The sequence below is a fragment of the Victivallis vadensis genome (assembly GCF_003096415.1).
Lineage (GTDB): Bacteria > Verrucomicrobiota > Lentisphaeria > Victivallales > Victivallaceae > Victivallis > Victivallis vadensis.
Genome location: NZ_QEKH01000054.1, coordinates 1 through 20246, shown reverse-complemented (window position 1 = coordinate 20246; position 20246 = coordinate 1). Strand labels below are relative to the sequence as shown.

Sequence of the window (20246 nt, the reverse complement as noted above, 5' to 3'; positions counted from 1 at the left end):
ATTCCCTTTATGTTGAGATTTTGAGTTACTCAAAATAAAAGGCAGATGCAACCTTGTCAAACAACACATCCCATCACAAAATTTGGGACATTATCAATTTTTTCCGAAAAATGAAATAAAATAAAACTTTTTTTCGGATTTTTTGCATCCAGTCCCGGAAAAAGCGTCCCGAAACCGGCAATTCCGGGAAAAAGGTTGGAAAAATCACGATTGCAATGCTATCTTTCGAATGTGCAATTATAATGATTCAACCGGAATAAGGGAATTTTTTTCACGATGCGTCAGGCCGTTTTTCTGATCCAGACCGCCGACCGCAAGGGGCTGCTTGCGGAAATCACCGGGTTTTTCTACTCCCGGCAATTCAATATCCTGCTCTGCCGCCAGTATACCGACGTGCGGGAGAATATGTACTTCATGCGGCTCGTGGTCGACCTCCCCGCCGACGCGACCCGCGGCCGGCTTGAGGAGGAGTTCGGCGAGCTGGCCCGCAAGCTGGAGCTGAACTACTCGGTTTATTACTCCAACGAAACCCAGAACGTCGCGATCATGGTTTCCAGGGCGTCGCACTGTCTCTACGATCTGCTGATGCACGCCGAGGAGGGGGACCTCGACTGTCGGATTCCGCTGATCATCAGCAATCATCCCGACCTCGAAAGCGTGGCGGACCGGTTCCGCATTCCGTATTTCTGCTGCCCGATGGAGAAGGGCAAAAAGGCGGAGCAGGAGGCGCAGGTGCTCGATCTCTTGGAGCGCCACCACATCGACCTGGTGGTGATGGCCCGCTACATGCAGATTCTGTCAGACGATTTCTGTGAACGCTTTCCGCAGCGGATCATCAATATCCACCACGCTTTCCTGCCTGCCTTTCAGGGCGGCAATCCGTATGAACGCGCATGGGCGCGCGGCGTGAAGATGATCGGCGCGACCGCCCACTACGCGACCGCCGAGCTCGACGAGGGGCCGATCATCGAGCAGGATGTCGAGCGCATCTCCCATGAGAACGACCCGGAGGAGCTCAAGCAGATCGGCAAGGACATCGAGCGCCGGGTGCTGACCCGCGCCGTCCGCGCCCATCTCGAACACCGGGTCATCACCTGCGGCTGCCGCACGATCGTCTTCAACCGATGAAGAAAACGGCGGAACAACCCGGAATCATGGAGAAGCTGGCCGGCGGCCTGCTGCTGGCGCTGACCTTCCTGATGCCGCTGAAGTTCGGGACGCTCGCGGTGATGCCGGAGGCGACCGGCCTCTACCCCGGCGACCTCTTTTCCTGGGCGATCATCAGCTGGCCCGCCCACAGCTTCGGACTGTTCTCCGGCGGGCTGCTGTTGCTGCTGGCGCCGGCGGCGTTCCGGTGCGGGCGGGAGCTGTTCTCCACGCCCGCCGGCCGGACCGCGCTGCTGTGGGGCGTCGGGCTTCCCGCCGTTTCGCTGATCGGCTGGATCAACGCGGCCACCTTCGACTACGCGCTCGGGGAGACCGCGCATCTGGCCGGAATCGGCGCGTATGTCCTGGCGGTCTATTTGATGCTGGCGCGCCGCCCGGAGTGGCGCGCCGTCTACTGGGGAGTGCTGGCGGGGGGGATGCTCTGTCTGGCGGCTTCCGGGCTGTACCAGTATTTCTGGGGCTTCCGGGAGACGCGGGAATTTCTGGAATACCAGATGGAGTCCGGCGCGGCGGTTTCCGCCCACATGCAGTTGAAGATCGCCAGCGACACCCGGGTGTTCGCGACTTTCGTCTCCTGCAACGCATTGGCCGGATACCTGCTGATCCTGATGCCGCTGACGGTGGTGATGGCGGACCGCTGGGCGCACCGGTTCGAGCCGGTGAAACCCTCGCGGATCATATTTTGCGGGATTTCCGGCGCGATGGTGTCCGGGACCTTCCTGCTGGCGCGGAGCCGCGGCTCCTATCTGGCGCTGGTGATGGCGGCGGCTCTTCTGGTGCTGGCGCTGCCGATGCGCCGGCTTTACCGGATGATCCTGATCCTGCTGGCCGTGCTGATCGTGGCGGGCGGGGCGGTCTACATCAAAGCGGCCGGGCGCGGCTTCGCGTCGATGGAGGAGCGGGTCAGCTATTTGAACACTTCCGCCCGGATGCTGGCGGAAAAACCACTGGCCGGTTACGGCTGGGGCGGCTTTTTCTACCGCCACATGCAGCTCAAAACCACTGATTCGGACGAATCCGCGCACGACCCGCACAACCTCGTCGCTTCCTTCGCCGCGCAGACCGGAGTCGCCGGGCCGGCCGTGGTGCTGGCGGCGATCCTCTACCCGATGTTCCTGATCGGCCGCCGGGTGCTGGGGCGCAAACCGGAGGAGGGCGAGTGGCCGCTTTTCGCGCTGTTCTGGGGCGAAGTCGCGTTCTTTTTACATGCGATGATGGAGATCAACCTGCAGATTCCGGCGACGATGGCGGTCGCGGGAGCCGGACTGGTTTCGGCGTTGATCACGGAAGAGCGGCCCGAAACCTCCCCGGTTCCGGCGGTGCGGCTCGGCGGCGCGGCGCTTCCGGTGCTGGCGGCGTTGGCGGCGCTGTGGCTCAATTTCCGCTGGATCGATGCCGAGCTCAAATTCGACCGGCTGCTCTCCTACGCCCGCCCGATGTCGGCGGAGGATCAGAAGCGGCCCCCGCATTTCGCGGCGGTCGCCCGGCTGCTGCGTGAAAACGACGCGGCCAAGCCTTATTCGCCTTTCCCGTGGGAGGCGGCGGGGGATTACTATTTGCGGTTCGGCGACGTTCCCGCCGCCGAGCACTGCTACCGGGAAGCGTTGAAGCGCTCCGAATGCCGTCCGGCGATCTACCGGCGGCTCTTCGAGATCGAGTATGCGCGCGGCGACCGGGAGGCGGCCCGGAAGAGCCTGAAGCGCATGTATGAGCTTTTCCCGACCAATCCTAGATACCGGGAGCTGGTCGAACGGCACTTCCCGGAGCTGCTCGCGCCGTCGCGGTAATCTGCCGGACATTCCGGGTGCCGGAGACGCAGATCCCGGCAGTTTTTTTCAAACCGGGACCGATCAGAACTCAAGGTAGTTTTCTGGGGGGATTTCGATGAAGGCGGGGGCGGGAGTTTCCCCCGCGATCAGGCGGCGGAGCATGTCGGCGGAAATTTCCGAAATCCGGGCGAAATTCTGGCGGCAGATGATCACCTTGCGGTAGAGGCCGGGCGTGCGGTTTTCCCAGAAGTCGAAAAACGCGCCGAAGAGAGGCCCTTCGGGAAACTCCGTGAACTCCTGACGCGCCGCATTGCCGACCACCGCCGGCGGTCCGGCGGAGGCCGGAAGCTGCCGCCGCTCTTCAAAGGGGGCCCACGGCAGCCCCAGTTCCGCGAGCCGTTTTTCGGCGGCGCGGGCGCGGGTCCGCACCACGGGATTGTCGGAGCGGAAATCCAGCCAGAACTGTCCGGCTCCCCACTCGACGCACCGGTCGACCAGATGGCGCGCCGCCGCCGCGTTGTCGGTGGTGACCACCGGACACTCCACGCCTTCCCAGTACCGGTCGAGGAACAGATGCGGAACCGGCAGGCTGTTGACCAATTCGGTCAGGGATTCGCAACTGTTGGTGTCGTTGGGTGGAATCAGGATGGCGGCGTCGGCGGCCTGCTGGTAGAGTTTTTTGAGCTGCTGCCGGAACCGCTCCGGCGAATTGTTGTGCAGCACCAGCAGCAGGTCGAAGCCCTGCCTGTGAAAAAGCTCGTTGAGCCTCACCGCGGTCTGGCGCTCGATATCGGAATCCGCCGAGCCGAAACAGAACCAGAGATTGCCGGTTTTGCCGCGCGCCAGCTGGCGCGCGGGCAGGTTCGGGGAGTAACCGTGCTGCCGGGCCAGCTCCTGAATCCTCCTGCGGGTGGCGGGCTTGACCCGTTCATCGCCGCGGAGGGCGCGCGAAATCGTCGAAGCGTTCAAGCCTGCGATCTTCGCCAGATCGTGAATGGTTACCGCCATGAATCATGTCCCTTCCGAATCGGTGTTTGCCGCTCATTTCCATAAAATACCACCGATTGCATTCTTATGCAAGAGCGAATCCGGCAATCTGCCGCGGCCGCGGAAAAAAACGGCGCGGAGAGTTTGTTCCACTGTCCGCGCCGGAAGAAGATTGCAACTGTCAGAAGAGCGGAGGACGGAACGTGCGCGGTGAAATCGCGGTGTTCAACCGGTAATAAGTGACGGTGGTGGTCTGTTTATGCCCGTTCTGGACGGTGGTGGTCTCGTCCGGAATCATCACTCCGTCGCGGAGCGAATATTTGTCGATTCTGGAATCGTAATCGACCCGGTTGTTGCCCGCCTTGAACGAGGTTTTCCAGCACCGGGGCAGGAACTCTTCACGGTCGACATAGATTTCGGTCGGCCCCTGATCCGGTTCACGGTGGAGACAGGTGATCTTGTAGTAGTCCTTGCCGTCGATCCGGCAGCCGGAAAGCTCGGCCGAAGCGAAAATCTTCCGGTAGGTGCTGTCCGGGCTGGCGATGGAGGAGAGCATCTTGAGCTGTTCGAGCTGCTTGCCGTCCAGCTGCACGACCTTGCGGCGCCTGTAGTCGGCGACCCAGCCGTTTTTACCGTTGACGATCATGCCGGAGAGCGGCTCGTTGTCCTCATAGGTGGTCAGGCTGAAGGAGTCCGGCCGGGCGAATTTGACCTCGACCCGCTGCACTTCCGGGTCGTCGAGGAAACGCTCCGTGGAAGTGGTCTGCTGCATCGTGTAGGTTTTCGCTTTCGCGTAGCGGCCGGTCGGATCCATCGCCCTGGTCATCTTCGACTGGAGCTCTTCCAGCGTGATGTCGACGGGGATGGGTTCCTCCACTTCGGTGGTTGCGCAGCCGGCGGCGAACAGGGCCAGCAGCGCGGCGAAACAGGCGGGGCCGAGGAGTTTTTTCATGATGTGTGGTTCCGTATGGTTTAATGGGTCCAGTTGTTATGGAAAAATTCACCGCGCAGACGGTCCTTGCGTTCGAAGGTGTGGGCTCCGAAATAGTCGCGCTGCGCCTGAATCAGGTTGCTCGGGGAATCCGCCCGCCGGATGCTGTCGTAGTAGCCGAGGGCGCTTGCCGTCGCGGGCATCGCCGCGCCGAACAGCGCGCTTGCCGCCACCGCGTAGCGCCAGCCGTCCTGCCGCCGCTTCACCGCATCGCGGAAGAATTCGTCGAACATCAGGTTTTCCAGGCCGGGTTCCCGGTCGTAGGCGGCCTTGATATCGTTCAGGAAACGGGCGCGGATGATGCACCCGCCGCGCCACAGCAGTGCCAGTTCGCCGTAGTTGAGCGGCCAGCCGTATTCGCGCTCCGCCGCCTTCAGCAGCGCGAAGCCCTGCGCGTAGGCGCAGAGCTTCGAGCAGTAGAGCGCCGACTCCAGCGCGCTGATCTCCTCGGCGATTTCATCGGCGGTCATCGGGTCGTTCTCGTCCGGCGCGGCGCCGGGCAGCAGTTGCGCCCCCCTGATCCGCAGCTCCTTGTCCGCATCGAGGTTGCGCTGGAATACCGCCTGGGTCAGGGTCGGCACCGGCGTATTGGTCTCCAGCGCGGCCACACTGGTCCAGCGCCCGGTTCCCTTCTGGCCGGGAGCGTCGAGGATCTTATCCAGCAGCAGCGCGCCGGATTCCGGGTCTTTGAAAGTGAAGATATCGCTGGTGATGTCCAGCAGGTAGCCGGCCAGCTCGCCCCGGCTCCAGTTGGAGAAAATGCGATGGATCTTTTCATTGTTGAATTTGAGCGCGTCGCGCATATAGCCGTAGGCTTCGGCGATCAGCTGCATGTCGGCGTATTCGATGCCGTTGTGCACCATCTTCACGAAGTGCCCCGCGCCTTCTGGGCCGACCCATTCGCAGCAGGGAACGCCGTCCACCTGCGCGGCAATCGTTTTCAGGATCGGCTCCACCGCCGGCCAGCCGTCGCGGTTGCCGCCGGGCATCAGCGAAGGGCCGTTCAACGCGCCCTCTTCGCCGCCGGAGATGCCGACGCCGAGGTACAGGATGCCCTGCTTTTTGAGTTCGCGCTCCCGGCGGACCGTGTCGAGATAGAAGCTGTTGCCGCCGTCCATGATGATATCCCCCGGCTGCAGGTGGGGCAGAAGTTCGGCGATGCAGGCGTCCACCGGAGCGCCCGCCTTGACCATCAGCAGAATCTTGCGCGGGGTTTCCAGCGCGGCGGTGAATTCTTCGATGGTGCGGCAACCGGTCACCGGCTTGCCGGCGCCGCGGCCGGAGATGAAATCGTCCACTTTGGAGACGGTGCGGTTGTAGACGGCGGTGCGGAAGTTATGGTTCGCCAGGTTCAGGGCCAGGTTTTCCCCCATGACCGCGAGGCCGACGACGCCGATGACTGCTTGATTTTCCATGACTGATTCTCCCTTCACGTTGTTTTTCTCCTCTGCAGATAATATAGCATGGATAATGTAATCCGGCTATCGATAATTGTCAATTTTTTCCGCTCAAACTTGACTTTTCCGGTAATGAGGGGATAATGTATGATATATACGCATACGCGCGCGCATAGCTTGCAATTTTCCGGAGCGCACCAAATAGAGGAGTTCTGTTTCATGTCCAAACTTTTGATTGTTGAGTCGCCGACCAAAGCCCGCACCATCGGGAAGATGCTCGGCAAGGATTACGATATTTTCGCATCGATGGGGCATATCCGCGACCTGCCCGAACGCGATCTCGGCGTCGATATCGCGAATCACTTCGCCCCGCAGTACGTCGATACCGCCCGCAGCAAGTCGGTGGTCAAGGAGCTGAAATCGGCCGCGAAGAAAGCCGACGAAATCTATCTCGCCCCCGACCCCGACCGCGAAGGGGAAGCGATCGCGTGGCATCTGGCCGAGGTGCTGAATAAAAGCACCAAGGCTCCGTTCTACCGCGTCACGTTTCACGAAATCACCCGCAGCGCGATCGAGCGCGCGATGCAGGAGAAGGGCGAGATCAATCTGAATCTGGTCGACGCCCAGCAGGCGCGCCGGGTGCTGGACCGGATCGTCGGCTACCAGGTCAGCCCGCTGCTGTGGTCGCGGATCGAAAAGGGCAGCAGCGCCGGGCGCGTGCAGTCCGCGGCGCTGCGGCTGGTGGTGGAGCGCGAACGGGCGATCAACGCTTTCGTGCCGGAAGAATACTGGGTGTTTTCGGTGGTCTTTCGCACCGAATCCGGCGAGGAGTTCACCAGCCGCCTGTTCAAAATCAACGGCAAGGACTTCAAGGTCCCGAATGCGGAGGCCGCTGAGCAGCTGATCCGCGCGATTCAGGGCGGTTCGGCCCCGGCGGTCGCCTCGGTGACCACCGCCGAGCGCAAACGCTATGCGCAGGCCCCTTTCACCACCAGTACGCTGCAGCAGGCGGCCAACGTGAGTCTGCATTATTCCGCGACCAACACCATGCGTTATGCGCAGCAGCTCTATGAAGGCATGGACATCGGCGAAGGCGGCGCGGTCGGTCTGATCACCTACATGCGTACCGACTCGGTGACCATTGCGCGAGAAGCGCAGCAGGCGGCGGCGGAATTCATCCGCCGGACCTACGGGGACGCCTACGTGCCCGCGAAATTCAACTACTATAAGAATAAAGCGGCCGCGCAGGAGGCGCACGAGGCGATCCGTCCGACCGACGTGCGCCGCACCCCGGAGCAGATGGCCGCCTACCTCGACCCGCAGCAGCTCAAGCTTTACACGCTGATCTGGCGGCGGTTCGTCGCCAGCCAGATGACTCCGGCGGTGGTGAACCTGACCACGGTGGATGTCGGCGTGGACGGTTCGGACGGCAACGGCTACACCTTCCGCACCACCGCGACCGTGCCGGTTTTTCCCGGCCATTCCAAGGTGTACGAGGATGTCGCGAAACGCAAGGACGAAACGCAGGAGGCCGCCGTGCTCGGTTCGCTCAGGGAGCGCGATCCCCTGGAGCTGCGCAAGTTCGACAAAGAGCAGAAGTTCACCGAGCCGCCGCCGCGCTATACGGAAGCTTCGCTGATCAAGGAGCTTGAGGAGAACGGCATCGGCCGCCCCTCCACCTATGCGACGATTTTGCGCACCATTCAGGACCGGAACTACGTGAACCGCGAACAGGGCAAGCTGATTCCGAGCGAGCTGGGCTTTTCGGTCAACGATTTTCTGGTGGAGCGGCTGCCCGCGCTGTTCGACATCGGCTTTACCGCGCAGATGGAAAAGGAGCTCGACGAGATCGAAGAAGGCAAAGTCGGCTGGACGCAGATGATGGAGGATTTCTACTCCAAATTCGCGCCGTGGGTCGAGGACGCGAAAAACAGCGACGCCCCGCCCGCCGCCGATGCGGAGGCGCTGCTGAAACTGCTGGAAAACGTGACGTTTGAAGCTCCCGGCAAAGTCGGGCGGCGCACCTATGACGACGGCAAGTTCTTCCGTTCGCTGAAGGAGAAATTTGACGAAGATGCGAAGATCACCGCCAAGCAGTTTCAGGCGCTGCTGATCATGACCGCGAAGTATTACAGCCAGATTCCGCCGGAAGCGGTGGCCGGGCTTTCCGCCGAGCTGCGGGAGGCGATCAGTACCGCAGTCGCCGATCACGCCGAGCGCAAGGAAAAGCGCGAACGCTCCGAAGCGGTCTGCGCAGCGGTGGACTATGCCGGGCTTTTCGCGGCGTTCGACAAGGTGACCTTCGAGCCGCCGACCAAAAAAGGGCGGTTCACCTACGACGACAAGAAGTTCTTCACGTCGTTGAAAAAGCAGGCGCTCTCCGGCAAGGCGCTGTCGGAAAAACAGACCGCCGCGCTCCGCCGGATGGCGATGAAGTATCACGGCGAGCTGACTGATGCGGCGCTGGTCGACCGGATTCTGGAAGTGCAGGCCGCTCCTGCCGGAGAAGGGGGAGAAACGGCCGCTCCGGCGGCTCCGGCCGCGCCGAATCCCGAAGTGACCCGGCTGTTGGAAGAGCTGGGCAAGGTGACCGAGTGGGCCGAACCGGTCAAAAAAGGACGCTTTACCTACGATGATAAGGTGTTCTACGAATCGTTGGCCAAACAGCACGCCTCCGGGAAGATCCTCAGCGAGAGGCAGCAGGCGGCGCTGATTAAGATGGCGGGTAAATATGGAGTGAAATGATCATGAGTGAAGAGGACATGAAGAAGACGGAGGCCGCAGCGGCGGCAGAGGATGCCCCGGTTGCGGCGAAAGAGGCCCCGAAGAAGAAAAAAAACTGGCTGACGGTGCTGAAATGGACCGGAATCGTGCTGCTGGCGGTGATTCTGCTGGGGCTGGTGTTCCGGGACTATATCGTGATGGGGCTGGTTCCGAAAATCGGGGAGCTGGTGACCGGCACGCCGGTGAAACTGGCTTCATTTTCCAGCTCCTTCGACGGCAAGGTCAGGCTGGAGGGGCTGCAGGTGGGGAACCCGCCCGGCTACCAGCAGCCGAATGCGCTGGTGCTGGAGAGCATCTATGTGAAGGTGAACCCCGGGACGTTGTTCAGCAACCGGATCGAAGTCGATGAAATCATCATCAAAGGGCTGAAGACGAATTACGAGATGCGTCTCGACGGCTCCAGCAACCTGTCGGATATTGAAAAAAATATCGACAAGTACAACAAGAAGTCCAGGAAGAAAAAAGACAGGGACGACAAAGAGGAGAAACCGGAAGAGTCCTCTGCCGGCAAGGAGCGGGAAAAAGCTCCCAAAAAAGAGGTGGTGATCCATCTGGTGAAGGTTTCGGACAGCTCCTTCTCGCTCTCTTCGCAACTATTGAAATCCAACGTCAATCTGGTGCTTCCTCCGGTCGAACTGACCGAAATCGGCGGCGGTTCCTCGCTGGGCGATACCGTCTATGCGCTCTACGATCAGGTGCTGCTGGTGATCCTGCAGGGCGCGGGCGTCGCCACCGACGGTCTCAGCGATCTCGGCAAGACCTTCAAGGGCGTCAGCGACACCTTGCTGGATTCCGCTGGAAAAGGCGCCAAACCGGCGGGTGAAGTGATCAACCAGCTCGGCGACCTGTTCCTGAAAGAGGCGGAAAAAGCTGAGGAAAACAAAAACGGGCAAGCACAGCCGGCTCCGGTCAAAGAGGGTGAAAAGACCGACAAGAAGAAAAAGAAGGAAGAGACGGTCAACGCAATCAAAGGATTGGCCGATATGTTCCTGAAAGCCCCGGAAGAGAAAAAGGACGCTCCGAAAAACACCGATCCGGTCAAATAACCTTCCGTAATCCCCCACCGGGATTTCGCTCCTCTGGAGCGAGCAGGGCGCTTCGCCCCTGCACCCCGACCGGCAAGGTGCCGGTGCCGAATACTTGAGATCCGGGAAAGGCGTTTCGCCTTTCCCTCCGGGGGGGGAGGCTCTACTGTGGACAGGCAGGCGAGTACCTGAGCGGCACACCGCTCCGGTCGGCGCAAAGCCTGCTTTTTTGCAGGCTTTAGGCACTCCCTGCGCCTGCTGCCGCCGGAGGTCACGCGCGGAACGGCCAGATGCTGACCGGGTAATAGACAGATACCCTGATGGAGGCTGATAAGAATTTATCTGCCGATATACGCAAAGCGAGGTCAAGCAACAATGCAGTTGCCACCCCATAGGCAAGCATCTTGGAATACGAGCCTGACTGAACCTTGCCTGTATTATGGGATAGGCAAGGCGAGATCAGGCAACAATGCAGTTGCCACCCCACAGGCAAGCATCTTGGAATACGAGCCTTACTGAACCTTGCCTGTATTATGAGGATAGGCAGAGTTCAGCCTCCATGAGGGTATCTGTCTATTACCTGGTCAGCATATAGCCGTTCCGCGCGTGACCTCCGGCGGCAGCAGGCGCAGGGAGTGCCCGGCGTCGGCAAAAAAGCCGACGCGGTCGCCGACCGGAGCGGTGTGCCGCTCAGGTACCCGCCTGCCTGTCCACAGTAGAGCCTCCCCCCCCGGAGGGAAAGGCGAAACGCCTTTCCCGGCTCTCAAGTATTCGGCGCCGGCACCTTGCCGGTCGGGTTCCAAGGGCGAAGCGCCTTGGTCGCCAAAGGCGAAATCCCGGTTCAAGAAACTTGCATGCGGCGTGAATTTGGTGTCGGCGGCGGTTGCAATGCGCTGTTTTTACATGTATGTTATATAGAAATTATGTAGTTGCAACCTTTCAAACAGCAAGGAGCCGGTCATGGCGCGGGAATACGATTTCGCTTCGATCGAAAAGAAGTGGCAACGCTTCTGGGAAGAAAACAAGACGTTCAAAGCGGTGGATTTCGCCGATAAGCCGAAATATTATGTGCTGGATATGTTTCCGTATCCGTCGGGGGCGGGGCTTCATGTCGGCCATCCGGAAGGGTACACCGCCACGGATATCATCTGCCGTTACCGCCGTATGAAGGGCGACAACGTGCTGCATCCGATGGGGTGGGACGCATTCGGGCTGCCTGCCGAACAGTACGCGGTCGAAACCGGAACCCATCCGGAGGTCACCACGCAGAAGAATGTGGACAACTTCCGCCGCCAGATCAAATCGCTGGGGTTCAGCTACGACTGGGACCGGGAGATCAATACGACCGATCCGGGATACTTCAAGTGGACGCAGTGGATTTTCATGCAGCTTCACAAGAAGGGCCTTGCCTACCTCGATGAAGTCGCGGTGAACTGGTGCCCCGCGCTCGGCACGGTGCTGGCGAACGAGGAGGTGATCGACGGCCGCAGCGAACGCGGCAACCATCCGGTCGAGCGCCGTCCGATGAAGCAGTGGATGCTCAGGATCACCGAGTACGCCGAGCGGCTGCTGCAGGACCTCGATGAACTGGACTGGCCGGAGGGGGTCAAGGAGATGCAGCGCAACTGGATCGGAAAATCGGTCGGCGCGGAGGTGATTTTCAAAACCTCCGCCGGGCCGTCGGTGACGGTCTACACCACCCGCCCGGATACGCTGTTCGGTGCGACCTATATGGTGCTGTCGCCGGAACACCCGCTGGTAAAGGAGATCACCGCGCCGGAATGCCGGGCGGCGGTTGAGGCGTATCAGGCCGAGGCGGCCAAAAAGACCGACCTTGCCCGTACCGAACTCTCCACGGAAAAGACCGGCGCATTTACCGGCGCTTATGCCATCAACCCGGTCAACGGCGTGAAAATTCCGATCTGGATTGCCGACTATGTTCTGATCAGCTACGGAACCGGCGCGATCATGGCGGTTCCGGCGCACGATACGCGCGACTTTGAGTTCGCGCAGAAGTTTGATTTGCCGATCAAGTGCATCATCGCTCCCGATCCGGAAGCGGCGAAAGCCGAGGGCGTGGATGTCGCAGCTGTGCTGGCGGGCAAGGCGTGCTGGACCGGCGAAGGCAAGCTGATCAACTCCGCGAATTCCGACGGGCTGGCGCTCGACGGGATGTCGGTCAGGGAATCCAAGCCGGCGGCGACCCGCTGGCTGGCCGAACGCGGCCTCGGTCGCGAAGCGGTCAAGTACAAGTTGCGCGACTGGCTGTTCAGTCGCCAGCGTTACTGGGGCGAGCCGTTCCCGATCATTCACTACGAAGATGGTTCGATCGAACTGGTCAACGACTCCGAACTACCGGTGAACCTGCCGGAAATGGAGGATTTCAAGCCCTCCGGCACCGGCGAGCCGCCGCTGGCCAAGGCGAAGGATTGGCTGAATTACACCGATCCCGCGACCGGCCGCAAGGGGCGCCGCGAAACCAACACCATGCCGCAGTGGGCCGGTTCCTGCTGGTACTATCTGCGTTATATCGACCCGAAGAATCCCGATCAGGCGTGGGATCCCGCCAAGGAGAAATACTGGATGCCGGTCGACCTCTATGTCGGCGGCGCGGAGCATGCGGTGCTGCACTTGCTGTACTCGCGCTTCTGGCACAAGGTGCTGTTCGATCTCGGACTGGTTTCGACGAAGGAGCCGTTCCGGAAGCTGGTCAACCAGGGGATGATCCTCGGCGTCAGCTACAAGGACAAACGCGGCGCGCTGGTGCCGACCGATCAGGTCGATTTCACGCCGAACGGTCCGGTGCGCAAATCCGACGGCGAGGCGCTGGTCGAATTTCCGGCCAAGATGTCCAAATCGCTGCGCAACGTGGTCAACCCGGATGACGTGATCCGCGAATACGGCGCCGATTCGATGCGCATGTACGAGATGTTCATGGGGCCGCTGGAGGCGACCAAGCCGTGGAGCACCAAGGGGGTCGAAGGCGTGTTCCGCTTCCTGAAGCGCGCGTGGCGGCTGGTTGCGCAGAGCGAAATCGTCGATGTTCCGTGCACGCCGGAACAGCTCCGGGTGTTGCATGCGACGATCAGGAAGGTTTCGCAGGACCTCGACACATTCAACTTCAACACCGCGATCAGCCAGTTGATGATCTTCCTGAACGAGTTCTCGAAGTGCGACAGGGTGCCGCGTGAAGCGGCCGAGAAGTTCGTGCTGCTGCTGTCGCCTTTCGCGCCGCACATCGGCGAAGAGCTGTGGTCGACGCTCGGCCATGCGGAGACGCTGGCTTACGAACCGTGGCCGGTGTGGGACGAGAAGGTGCTTGAGGTCAACGAAGTCGAAATCCTGGTGCAGGTGCTCGGCAAACCGAAGGCGCGGCTGATGATGCCGGTCGATGCCGACCAGGAGGCCGCTTCGAAGCTCGCGCTCGCCGCGCCGGAGGTTCAGGCGGCGCTCGGGGGCAAGCCGGTCCGCAAGGTGATCTATGTGCCGAAACGGCTGGTCAATATCGTGATCTGACGGTGTGGAACGAAAGGAGGATTCCGTGAAAAAAAGTCTGTTTCTTTTCGGTGCGATCGCGGCGCTGATGCTGGGGGGAGCCGGCTGCGCCTCCGTCGGGCTGCCCAACGGGCGTTATCTGCCCGCCGAGGAGCGCGGCGACTATGCGATCGTCTATCAGGATTTGATTTTCCTGCATATGCGCGCCCCGGAAAACTCGCCGGGCCAGACCGCGTTCTGGGATTGGGCCGGTTCCTATTCGGTCGGCGACGGCGGCAAGCTGGAGCTGGATATGGACACTCCGACCCGGAAGCTCTGGGATTTTTACTATAACTTCCGGATGCAGGGTGGGATGATTCTGGTCGACGACCTGAGCACCCGCACTACCTATCCGCTCCGGATCGAACGGCAGAAGCTCCGCAACGAGGTGATGCAGTTCGAGGGGATGCGGTAAATCCGGTCTTCGGGAAACAGGATTCCGCGGCAGTGAAAGCTTCCCTGCCGCGGAGTTTTTTTATTCAGGCCGCGAAGCCGGCAGCGGCAATGCGCCGTTCTTCAGGTCGGTCCACAGCGTGCCGGGCCCGGCATAGATGATCCGGGTTTCCACTTTCGGATTCAGGGATTCGACCAGCTTGAGGTCGCCCAGTTTTCCGGGGCCGCCGAGTGCTTTGGCCTTGAGCAGTTCTCCCTGTGCTTCTTCATTTTTGACCAGAAACTTCGTTTTTACCTCGGTTTCTCCCTTGAGGCGGGCGGTTCTGGCGATGATCTCGGAACGCTTCAGCCGGATGTCCGCCACCGCCAGCTCGGTTTCCGCCTTGAGTTCGGCTACGGCCTGATCGCGTTCGGCACCGGTCTGCGCCACCAGTTTTTTGGTCTCCTGCTCCACCTCGCGGCGGCGCTGGTCGATCAGTTGGGTTTCGATGTTGAGTTCGGCCAGCTTTTTGGCGGTCTCCTGCATGGAAACGTTGGTCAGGTTCTGCTCTTTTGCCAGGCTGACGGCCCGGATCGGCGACAGGATGTTGAGCGGAATCTCCACGTTGCGGATGATCGCATTGTGTACGATGATGTTCTTTCCCGCCAGTGTCTTTTCCAGTTCCTGTCGGAGGTCGTGCTGGAAAGTTTCGCGTCCCTCGCCCATGATGAAATCCTGGGCCCGGTAACTGGATCCTTTCATCCGCGACACCGACAGCACCTGCGGCAGGATGATCTTTTCCACTACCTGCGGCAGGTCGCCGTACAGCAGGTAGATTTTCGCGACGTTGCCCGGCATCAGTTCGAACTCGACAGTCATGTCGAGGGTCACTTTGAAGCCGTCGCGCGACGGAAATTCCACTGCGCGGCTGACGCCGAAGATTTCGGCTTCCTGCGTGATGTTGTCCGCCGCCTGTTTCCGGCTGGCGGCGGAAGTCTTTTTTACTGCCCGTTTCAGGGTTTTCAGCCGCTGCTCATTCTGAAAATTCAGCGTCTGGGCTTCCAGTGCGCCGAGTGCGTCGTTCGCGCTGTTCAGCCGGGTGCGGGCCGCCACCACACTCTCGTTGGAGCCGGCGGACATGGTGACCTGATTCATGCCGATTTCGATCACGTTGACCTGGTAGGCGTACCGGTTCAGGTAGTAGAGGCCGGGCTGCAGGATATCCTTGAGCACTCCCTTTTCACCCGGACCGGCGAAGTTTCCCGGCGCCGGTTCGCTGCCCGTCTGCGAAGTCACCACGCCGACATAGCCGACCGGAATATTCACCGCATCGGCGATTTCGATCTGATACCCCTCCGGATTCAGCCGGTAAAGGCCGGGGCCGAGCACATCGCGCCATACGCCCTTGCTTTCGCGGTCGGGGGCGATGATCTCGCCCGGAGGCAGTTCGCGGCCGACTTTGGCGGTCACGATGCCGACCTTGCCCAGCGGTATGGAAACCGCCGGCACGATTTCCACGTCGTACTGGATCGGATTCAGGAAATGCCTTCCCTCGGCCAGCACCTCGCGCCGGATCCCCTTTTCGCCCTCTTCGACCAGAATCGAACCGGCCCTGGGTTCCCGCCCCGATTTGGCGGTGACCACCGCCATATAGCCGGGCGGAACGTAGAAACGGCAGAACAGCCACTCGAAGCTCAGATAGCCGAATACGGCGATCAGTGCCGCAACGATCGTCAATGTCACGTAAATTCCCCGACGGGAGATTCCGCTCCTGGTTTCCATGATCTCTTTCCCGCTCATTTCGTACCTCCTTCGGCGGCGGCCGGAGCCAGCGGCAGGCCGAAATATCCGCTGCCCGCGCTGTTGCCGATGATCGAACGGACGCCCGGCATTATTTTAGAATAAAGCATCGCCCGGATATAGGCGTCGCCGCCGCCGAACGCTTCGATCTGGCGTGCCAGCACTTCAGCTTCGCTGCGGTTGCGCTCGACGATCACGCTCCGTTCCGCCTCGGCGGCGTTCAGCGCGGATTGGGCGTCGGCCTGCGCGGTCCGGAACTGGACTTCGGCCACTTTAAGTTCGGTTTCTGCGGCGATGGTCGCTTCAAGTTTTTTCTGCCGGGCGGCGATGACGGCGGTCAGCTTGGCGGTTTCGGCTTCGACCTTGCGGCTGTTCTGTTCGGCCAGCATTTTCTGTTTCTGAAGCTCGGCTTCGGAACGGGCCTGCTCGATCTCCTCGGCGTACTTGCGCGCTTCCTGCTGGGCCAGTTCGCGGTTGCGGATGATTTCGGCGATCTCCTGCGGCACAATGATGTCGCGTATCAGGACGGAGTTGATCACTACACCCCATTTACGGCAGTTTTCACGCAGGAACTTATCCAACTGCGACTGGAACAGCTGGCGGCTTTCGCCGATGATGAATTCAGTCGCACCTTTCTTGCTCCCCTCGATGCGGGCGAACCCGTGCACCGAAGGCAGGATCAGTTTTTTCAGGATATCTTCCATGTTGCCGACTTCGTTGGAGAGGCGCGGCGCCATCGTTTCGTCGATATTGAATTCGACCGTTCCCTCCAGCGACACCTGAAAACCGTCCTGGGTCAGGAAAGTGATCGCATCGTCCCCGCTGAATTCATGCCGCTGGCTCTGAATGTTGACCAGCGCCACGCTGTAGATGAAGGGATTCACCCGGTGGGTCCCCTCTTTGAGCACCTCCGGCTGTACGCCTTTGCGGCCGGGGCCGACCAGAAAGCCATTCTGCCTGCTCAAATCATTCGCTTTACCGGAGAAGATGTCGTCGCCGGTCAGCGAGGTCACCACGCCGACGAAACCGGGCATGATTTTGATGTCGTCGAAAATCTTGACTTCGTAAGCGTAGGGGTTGATCCGGTGCTTGCCGGTGCCGAGCACTTCGCGCAGCACCCCTTTGCCGGCGTCATCGGGAGCAATGATCTGCCCGCCTTCCAGATCATTGCCGAATTTGCGGACCAGCACCGCGAATTTTCCGGCGGGAACATCGGTGATCGGCAGAATTTCCCAATCCCAGATATAAGGATTGCGGAAATAGCGTCCCTCACCGAGTACCTCCAGCTGGATACCCTGCTGCTCCGGCTTCCGGGCGATCACTTCGCCGGGAGGCAGGCGCTCTCCGGTTTTGCGGATCAGCACCGCGATTTCGCCGTTACCCGGCTCAATCCGGCAGCCGTACCAGTAAAACACCGGTGCGGCCACCAGCATCAGCACCGCGAGTATGAAAACAGGCACCGTCCATTTCATCTTGCAGTCCTTTCCTCCCGTTTGTGGTTGAATTTCCGCGGACATCCCATCCGCATGGATACAAGGTATTCCCATAATTTTCCGAATACAAGTTCATGGAACGAGAAAAACAAAATTATGCCCGGCAAGACCGGCATGGTACGCTTCCGCCGCAGCTTCATGCCGATTCTTTATTCAGGGATAAGCTCTTGCTGTTCCTCCTCCGGCTGCGGCGGCATCGGGAAGCGGCTGACCGGGCGTTTCTTCTGCTTGGGCGGGGGAGGGGGAAGCCGGCGCGGGCGCGGAGCGTGAAGTCCCTGCCGGATTCCCCGCCGGGACTTGCGGAACAGCGTTTCGGGAGTGGTTCCCTGAAACACGTCGTTTTCATTCGGCCGGAACAGCGTTTCGGGCGTGGCTCCCTGAAACACGTCGTTTTCATTCGGCCGGAACAGCGTTTTGCTGTCCGTGCCGGCAAAGCGGTTGTTCGGCGACTGGCGGTAAAAGTTGTAAAGCCCCCGTTTTTCCGCCCACTGCGCCTGCGTCTGGCCCTCGCCGGACATCGCCTCGAATTCAGCGGAAAAACCGTATTGCGGCTCCGGGGGAGGCTCCGGAGCTGCCGCCGTGCGCCGGGGCTGCGGAGGCAAAGGTTGCGGAGACCCGGCGGCTTCCACGGCGGGGGGATCGTCCATCGGCGTCCAGATCTGCGGCCAGTACCGGTATCCCGCGGCAGCGGCGGCCGCCAGCAGAATGATGATCACAACCCATTTCATATATCGCCCCGCCTCCCGACGCAATCCGGCAATTCCCCGGCAGCTTTCCCCCGCGGAAGCACCGGGCCGGTCATAGTACATATATATTATACTATTTTTTTTGAAATAATCAACCGCCGGGCAAAAGAAAAGCGGTAAAACCTGCTTGAGAAACGATCGGATCCGGCTGGAAGCGTCTCACCTCTCAAGAATGCTTTACCGCAGTCAAAAACTGAAAACAGATACCGGACTATAGCCGGAACCGGCAATAGTTCGAGCAGGCCGAACGGCCGCCCGTTTTCTTCAGCATCTGTCGCCGACCGGCTGTTTCCGGCCGACTTCCGACGGCTGCCGTCTCCGGCTTCCGCGCGGAATACGCCGCAGCACCGTCCACCGAACAGCTCCAGTCCGACCGGAGGTTCGCCGCCAGCACCGAGCGTTCGAAATCATTCTTCAGACGCAACGTCAGACAGAAACCGCCCGAATACCAGCGACGCCCCGATGAAACCGAGAAGGTGCAATCGACCTCCGGCAGCTTCATTGCGGCCATGCTCAAGGGTACGCAGATGGTGAAGACGTTCGTCATTCGGAATTTCTTTCTCGGAAACGATTACTTCGCGTTTTCGTTCTTGGTCAGCACACCGGCTTCGACCAGCTTGTCGATCAGCTGCTGCATTGAGTTGAACGCGCCGAGGAAGCCCTGGGGCGGCATGATGATGCGCTCGTTGACGACCGGGGTCGGGGCCGCGCCGTCTTCGCCGGGCTGCAGGGTGACGAAGTCGAACCGGACCATGCCGCCCGCAAAGTGAATCTGACCGATGCCGTCCGCGAAGATTTCCTTCTTGTTTTCCATTTTGAAAACTCCTTTTCTGGTTTGTTGTTACACCGGCGCCATTGCCGATATTACAATAATACACCAGTCATGGAAAAATGCAAATGGAAACGTCCTGAATTTATAAGATATCTTGAAAAGCATTGGAAATTATGCTATTGTTTTATCTCTATAAATGGACGAGAGAATATTTATGATTAACTTGTTGTCAAATGAATGATTATCAGTGAAAAGATTATAATAGAATGCTTGTTCAGTGGGAAAATTTAAGAAATTATCAGATTGATGCAATTAATTTTATTGCAAGAAAGCGTGGGCGTTGTTTGATTTCTCTGTGTCCGGGAGCTGGAAAATCTTATGTGGCTTTGTTTCTTAGAAAGAAATACCCAAAGCTGAAAAAAGTTTTAATTGTGTGTCCATCTTCTATCAAACTTCAATGGAAAACAGAAGTTGGAAAGATATTTCCAGAAGATTCAGCAATTGTATTGACTGGTAGTAGTCCAGATAATCCTAATCTTGCTGATAAAGATTTTGTAATCATCAATTATGATATTTTAAACCGTGATAAGAAAAATTCTTGGGCTGATTACTTGAAAAATCAAGGTTTTGATCTTATTGTATTTGATGAATCCCATAAATTGAAGAACAGAGAAGCTGCAAGATCAAAGGGAGCTGCTGCTTTGGCACTTAATTGCAAGCATGTTGTTCTGCTTACAGGAACTCCAATTACATCAAATGTACTTGATCTTTGGCATCAATTCTATTTGATTGATCCTATGAATTTCAGGTCGTTTAATACATTTATGTGGAAATTTTGCCCGCTTAAAAAAATTAATGTAAACAAAGGTAACAGAAATATTGAGATAGAAGTTCCGGGTAAAACAAGAAATATTGTAGAACTAAATCAACTTATTGGACACTATTTTTTTCAAAAGTCAGAAAAGGAAGTATACAAAGAACTTCCAGAGATGAGCAAAATTATTATTCCTGTTGACTTGTCTAACTATAACGATTATGAGAAAGCTGAAAATAAATTTAGAAAATCTACAGGAAACATGTTGGAAGCGTCTAATAATCTTCAAGCTACAAGAATGGTGATTGGTCAAGGGAAAGTTCAACCTACTTTAGAGTGGCTTAAAGATTTCTTTGAAACATCTTCTGATGAAAAACTTGTTGTTTTTGGGTACCATCGTGCAGTAATGGAGCAACTTCATACTTCATTTGGAGCTAATAAATCAGTGCTTTATTATGGTGGAATGAATGATAAAGCAAAAGAGGAAGCTAAACAAAAACCTGAATCCGTGAAATTTTGTCCATGTGTTTTTCATGCGGATTCAAACGTTGTTTTTTGCCAGATTTTCCGGCGTTTTCTGTTCTGATTTTTGTC

The 20246-nt window shown here is 58.7% G+C and carries 15 protein-coding genes; 7 read left to right on the top strand and 8 right to left on the bottom strand.

The features are described from left to right. The first annotated feature begins 276 nt into the window (after nt 1-276). Together purU and C8D82_RS19630 are read left to right on the top strand one after the other, a co-directional pair. The gene (gene purU / locus C8D82_RS19635; protein ID WP_116885996.1) at nt 277-1128 is read left to right on the top strand and encodes a formyltetrahydrofolate deformylase; all 852 of its coding nucleotides are present in this window, start codon (nt 277-279) and stop codon (nt 1126-1128) included. A gap of 26 nt (nt 1129-1154) precedes the next feature. Continuing rightward, entirely contained in the window at nt 1155-2954 is a 1800-nt protein-coding gene (locus C8D82_RS19630) for an O-antigen ligase family protein (RefSeq protein WP_116885995.1), read from the top strand. Between the two features lie 63 nt (nt 2955-3017). Here C8D82_RS19630 and C8D82_RS19625 read toward each other — a convergent pair whose 3' ends face one another. The 3 genes from C8D82_RS19625 to gnd all read right to left on the bottom strand — a co-directional run bounded on the left by C8D82_RS19625 (nt 3018) and on the right by gnd (nt 6329). Further along, nucleotides 3018-3944 (bottom strand): LacI family DNA-binding transcriptional regulator, encoded by a 927-nt coding sequence (locus tag C8D82_RS19625; protein WP_116885994.1) that lies wholly within the window; start codon nt 3942-3944, stop codon nt 3018-3020. Nucleotides 3945-4104: 160 nt separating this feature from the next. Continuing rightward, nucleotides 4105-4875 carry a hypothetical protein gene (locus C8D82_RS19620; RefSeq protein ID WP_116885993.1) on the bottom strand — a complete coding sequence of 257 codons (771 nt, stop codon included), beginning with the start codon at nt 4873-4875 and terminating at the stop codon, nt 4105-4107. 20 nt (nt 4876-4895) lie between these two features. Continuing rightward, nucleotides 4896-6329: a decarboxylating NADP(+)-dependent phosphogluconate dehydrogenase gene (gene gnd, locus C8D82_RS19615; protein WP_116885992.1), complete on the bottom strand. Its 1434-nt coding sequence runs from the start codon at nt 6327-6329 to the stop codon at nt 4896-4898. Between the two features lie 201 nt (nt 6330-6530). Between gnd and topA the strand changes: the two genes are divergently transcribed. From topA to C8D82_RS19595, 4 genes are all read left to right on the top strand, one after another. Beyond that, nucleotides 6531-9056, top strand: a complete 2526-nt coding sequence (gene topA, locus C8D82_RS19610) for a type I DNA topoisomerase (RefSeq protein WP_165833215.1) — start codon at nt 6531-6533, stop codon at nt 9054-9056. 2 nt (nt 9057-9058) lie between these two features. Next, nucleotides 9059-10141 carry an AsmA family protein gene (locus tag C8D82_RS19605; RefSeq protein WP_116885990.1) on the top strand — a complete coding sequence of 361 codons (1083 nt, stop codon included), beginning with the start codon at nt 9059-9061 and terminating at the stop codon, nt 10139-10141. A 939-nt stretch (nt 10142-11080) separates the two neighbouring features. Then, nucleotides 11081-13636 carry a leucine--tRNA ligase gene (gene leuS, locus C8D82_RS19600; protein ID WP_116885989.1) on the top strand — a complete coding sequence of 852 codons (2556 nt, stop codon included), beginning with the start codon at nt 11081-11083 and terminating at the stop codon, nt 13634-13636. Nucleotides 13637-13661: 25 nt separating this feature from the next. Continuing rightward, entirely contained in the window at nt 13662-14069 is a 408-nt protein-coding gene (locus tag C8D82_RS19595; RefSeq protein WP_116885988.1) for a hypothetical protein, read from the top strand. Nucleotides 14070-14129: 60 nt separating this feature from the next. Here the strand turns inward: C8D82_RS19595 and C8D82_RS19590 are convergent, their stop codons facing one another. The 5 genes from C8D82_RS19590 to C8D82_RS19570 all read right to left on the bottom strand — a co-directional run bounded on the left by C8D82_RS19590 (nt 14130) and on the right by C8D82_RS19570 (nt 18880). After that, nucleotides 14130-15827, bottom strand: a complete 1698-nt coding sequence (locus C8D82_RS19590) for an SPFH domain-containing protein (protein WP_116885987.1) — start codon at nt 15825-15827, stop codon at nt 14130-14132. Continuing rightward, on the bottom strand, nt 15824-17299 hold the full coding sequence (locus tag C8D82_RS19585) for an SPFH domain-containing protein (protein ID WP_165833214.1): 1476 nt from the start codon (nt 17297-17299) through the stop codon (nt 15824-15826). Before C8D82_RS19585 ends, C8D82_RS19590 begins: the two co-directional genes overlap by 4 nt. A gap of 170 nt (nt 17300-17469) precedes the next feature. Further along, nucleotides 17470-18048, bottom strand: a complete 579-nt coding sequence (locus C8D82_RS19580) for a hypothetical protein (RefSeq protein WP_116885985.1) — start codon at nt 18046-18048, stop codon at nt 17470-17472. A 229-nt stretch (nt 18049-18277) separates the two neighbouring features. Further along, nucleotides 18278-18613 (bottom strand): hypothetical protein, encoded by a 336-nt coding sequence (locus C8D82_RS19575; protein WP_116885984.1) that lies wholly within the window; start codon nt 18611-18613, stop codon nt 18278-18280. A gap of 24 nt (nt 18614-18637) precedes the next feature. Beyond that, complete coding sequence (locus tag C8D82_RS19570; RefSeq protein ID WP_116885983.1) at nt 18638-18880, bottom strand: hypothetical protein; 243 nt, start codon at nt 18878-18880, stop codon at nt 18638-18640. 224 nt (nt 18881-19104) lie between these two features. On the opposite strand from C8D82_RS19570, the gene C8D82_RS19565 reads away from it, so the two are divergent. Next, nucleotides 19105-20238 (top strand): SNF2-related protein, encoded by a 1134-nt coding sequence (locus tag C8D82_RS19565; RefSeq protein WP_116885982.1) that lies wholly within the window; start codon nt 19105-19107, stop codon nt 20236-20238. Nucleotides 20239-20246: the final 8 nt, after the last annotated feature.

What these genes read in the sequence shown, in the direction of transcription:
- purU (WP_116885996.1), top strand. Translation starts at nt 277, where the DNA reads ATGCGTCAGGCCGTTTTTCTGATCCAGACCGCCGACCGCAAGGGGCTG.
- C8D82_RS19630 (WP_116885995.1), top strand. Translation starts at nt 1,155, where the DNA reads ATGGAGAAGCTGGCCGGCGGCCTGCTGCTGGCGCTGACCTTCCTGATG.
- C8D82_RS19625 (WP_116885994.1), bottom strand. Translation starts at nt 3,944, where the DNA reads ATGGCGGTAACCATTCACGATCTGGCGAAGATCGCAGGCTTGAACGCT.
- C8D82_RS19620 (WP_116885993.1), bottom strand. Translation starts at nt 4,875, where the DNA reads ATGAAAAAACTCCTCGGCCCCGCCTGTTTCGCCGCGCTGCTGGCCCTG.
- gnd (WP_116885992.1), bottom strand. Translation starts at nt 6,329, where the DNA reads ATGGAAAATCAAGCAGTCATCGGCGTCGTCGGCCTCGCGGTCATGGGG.
- topA (WP_165833215.1), top strand. Translation starts at nt 6,531, where the DNA reads ATGTCCAAACTTTTGATTGTTGAGTCGCCGACCAAAGCCCGCACCATC.
- C8D82_RS19605 (WP_116885990.1), top strand. Translation starts at nt 9,059, where the DNA reads ATGAGTGAAGAGGACATGAAGAAGACGGAGGCCGCAGCGGCGGCAGAG.
- leuS (WP_116885989.1), top strand. Translation starts at nt 11,081, where the DNA reads ATGGCGCGGGAATACGATTTCGCTTCGATCGAAAAGAAGTGGCAACGC.
- C8D82_RS19590 (WP_116885987.1), bottom strand. Translation starts at nt 15,827, where the DNA reads ATGAGCGGGAAAGAGATCATGGAAACCAGGAGCGGAATCTCCCGTCGG.
- C8D82_RS19585 (WP_165833214.1), bottom strand. Translation starts at nt 17,299, where the DNA reads ATGAAATGGACGGTGCCTGTTTTCATACTCGCGGTGCTGATGCTGGTG.
- C8D82_RS19580 (WP_116885985.1), bottom strand. Translation starts at nt 18,048, where the DNA reads ATGAAATGGGTTGTGATCATCATTCTGCTGGCGGCCGCCGCTGCCGCG.
- C8D82_RS19575 (WP_116885984.1), bottom strand. Translation starts at nt 18,613, where the DNA reads ATGACGAACGTCTTCACCATCTGCGTACCCTTGAGCATGGCCGCAATG.
- C8D82_RS19570 (WP_116885983.1), bottom strand. Translation starts at nt 18,880, where the DNA reads ATGGAAAACAAGAAGGAAATCTTCGCGGACGGCATCGGTCAGATTCAC.
- C8D82_RS19565 (WP_116885982.1), top strand. Translation starts at nt 19,105, where the DNA reads ATGCTTGTTCAGTGGGAAAATTTAAGAAATTATCAGATTGATGCAATT.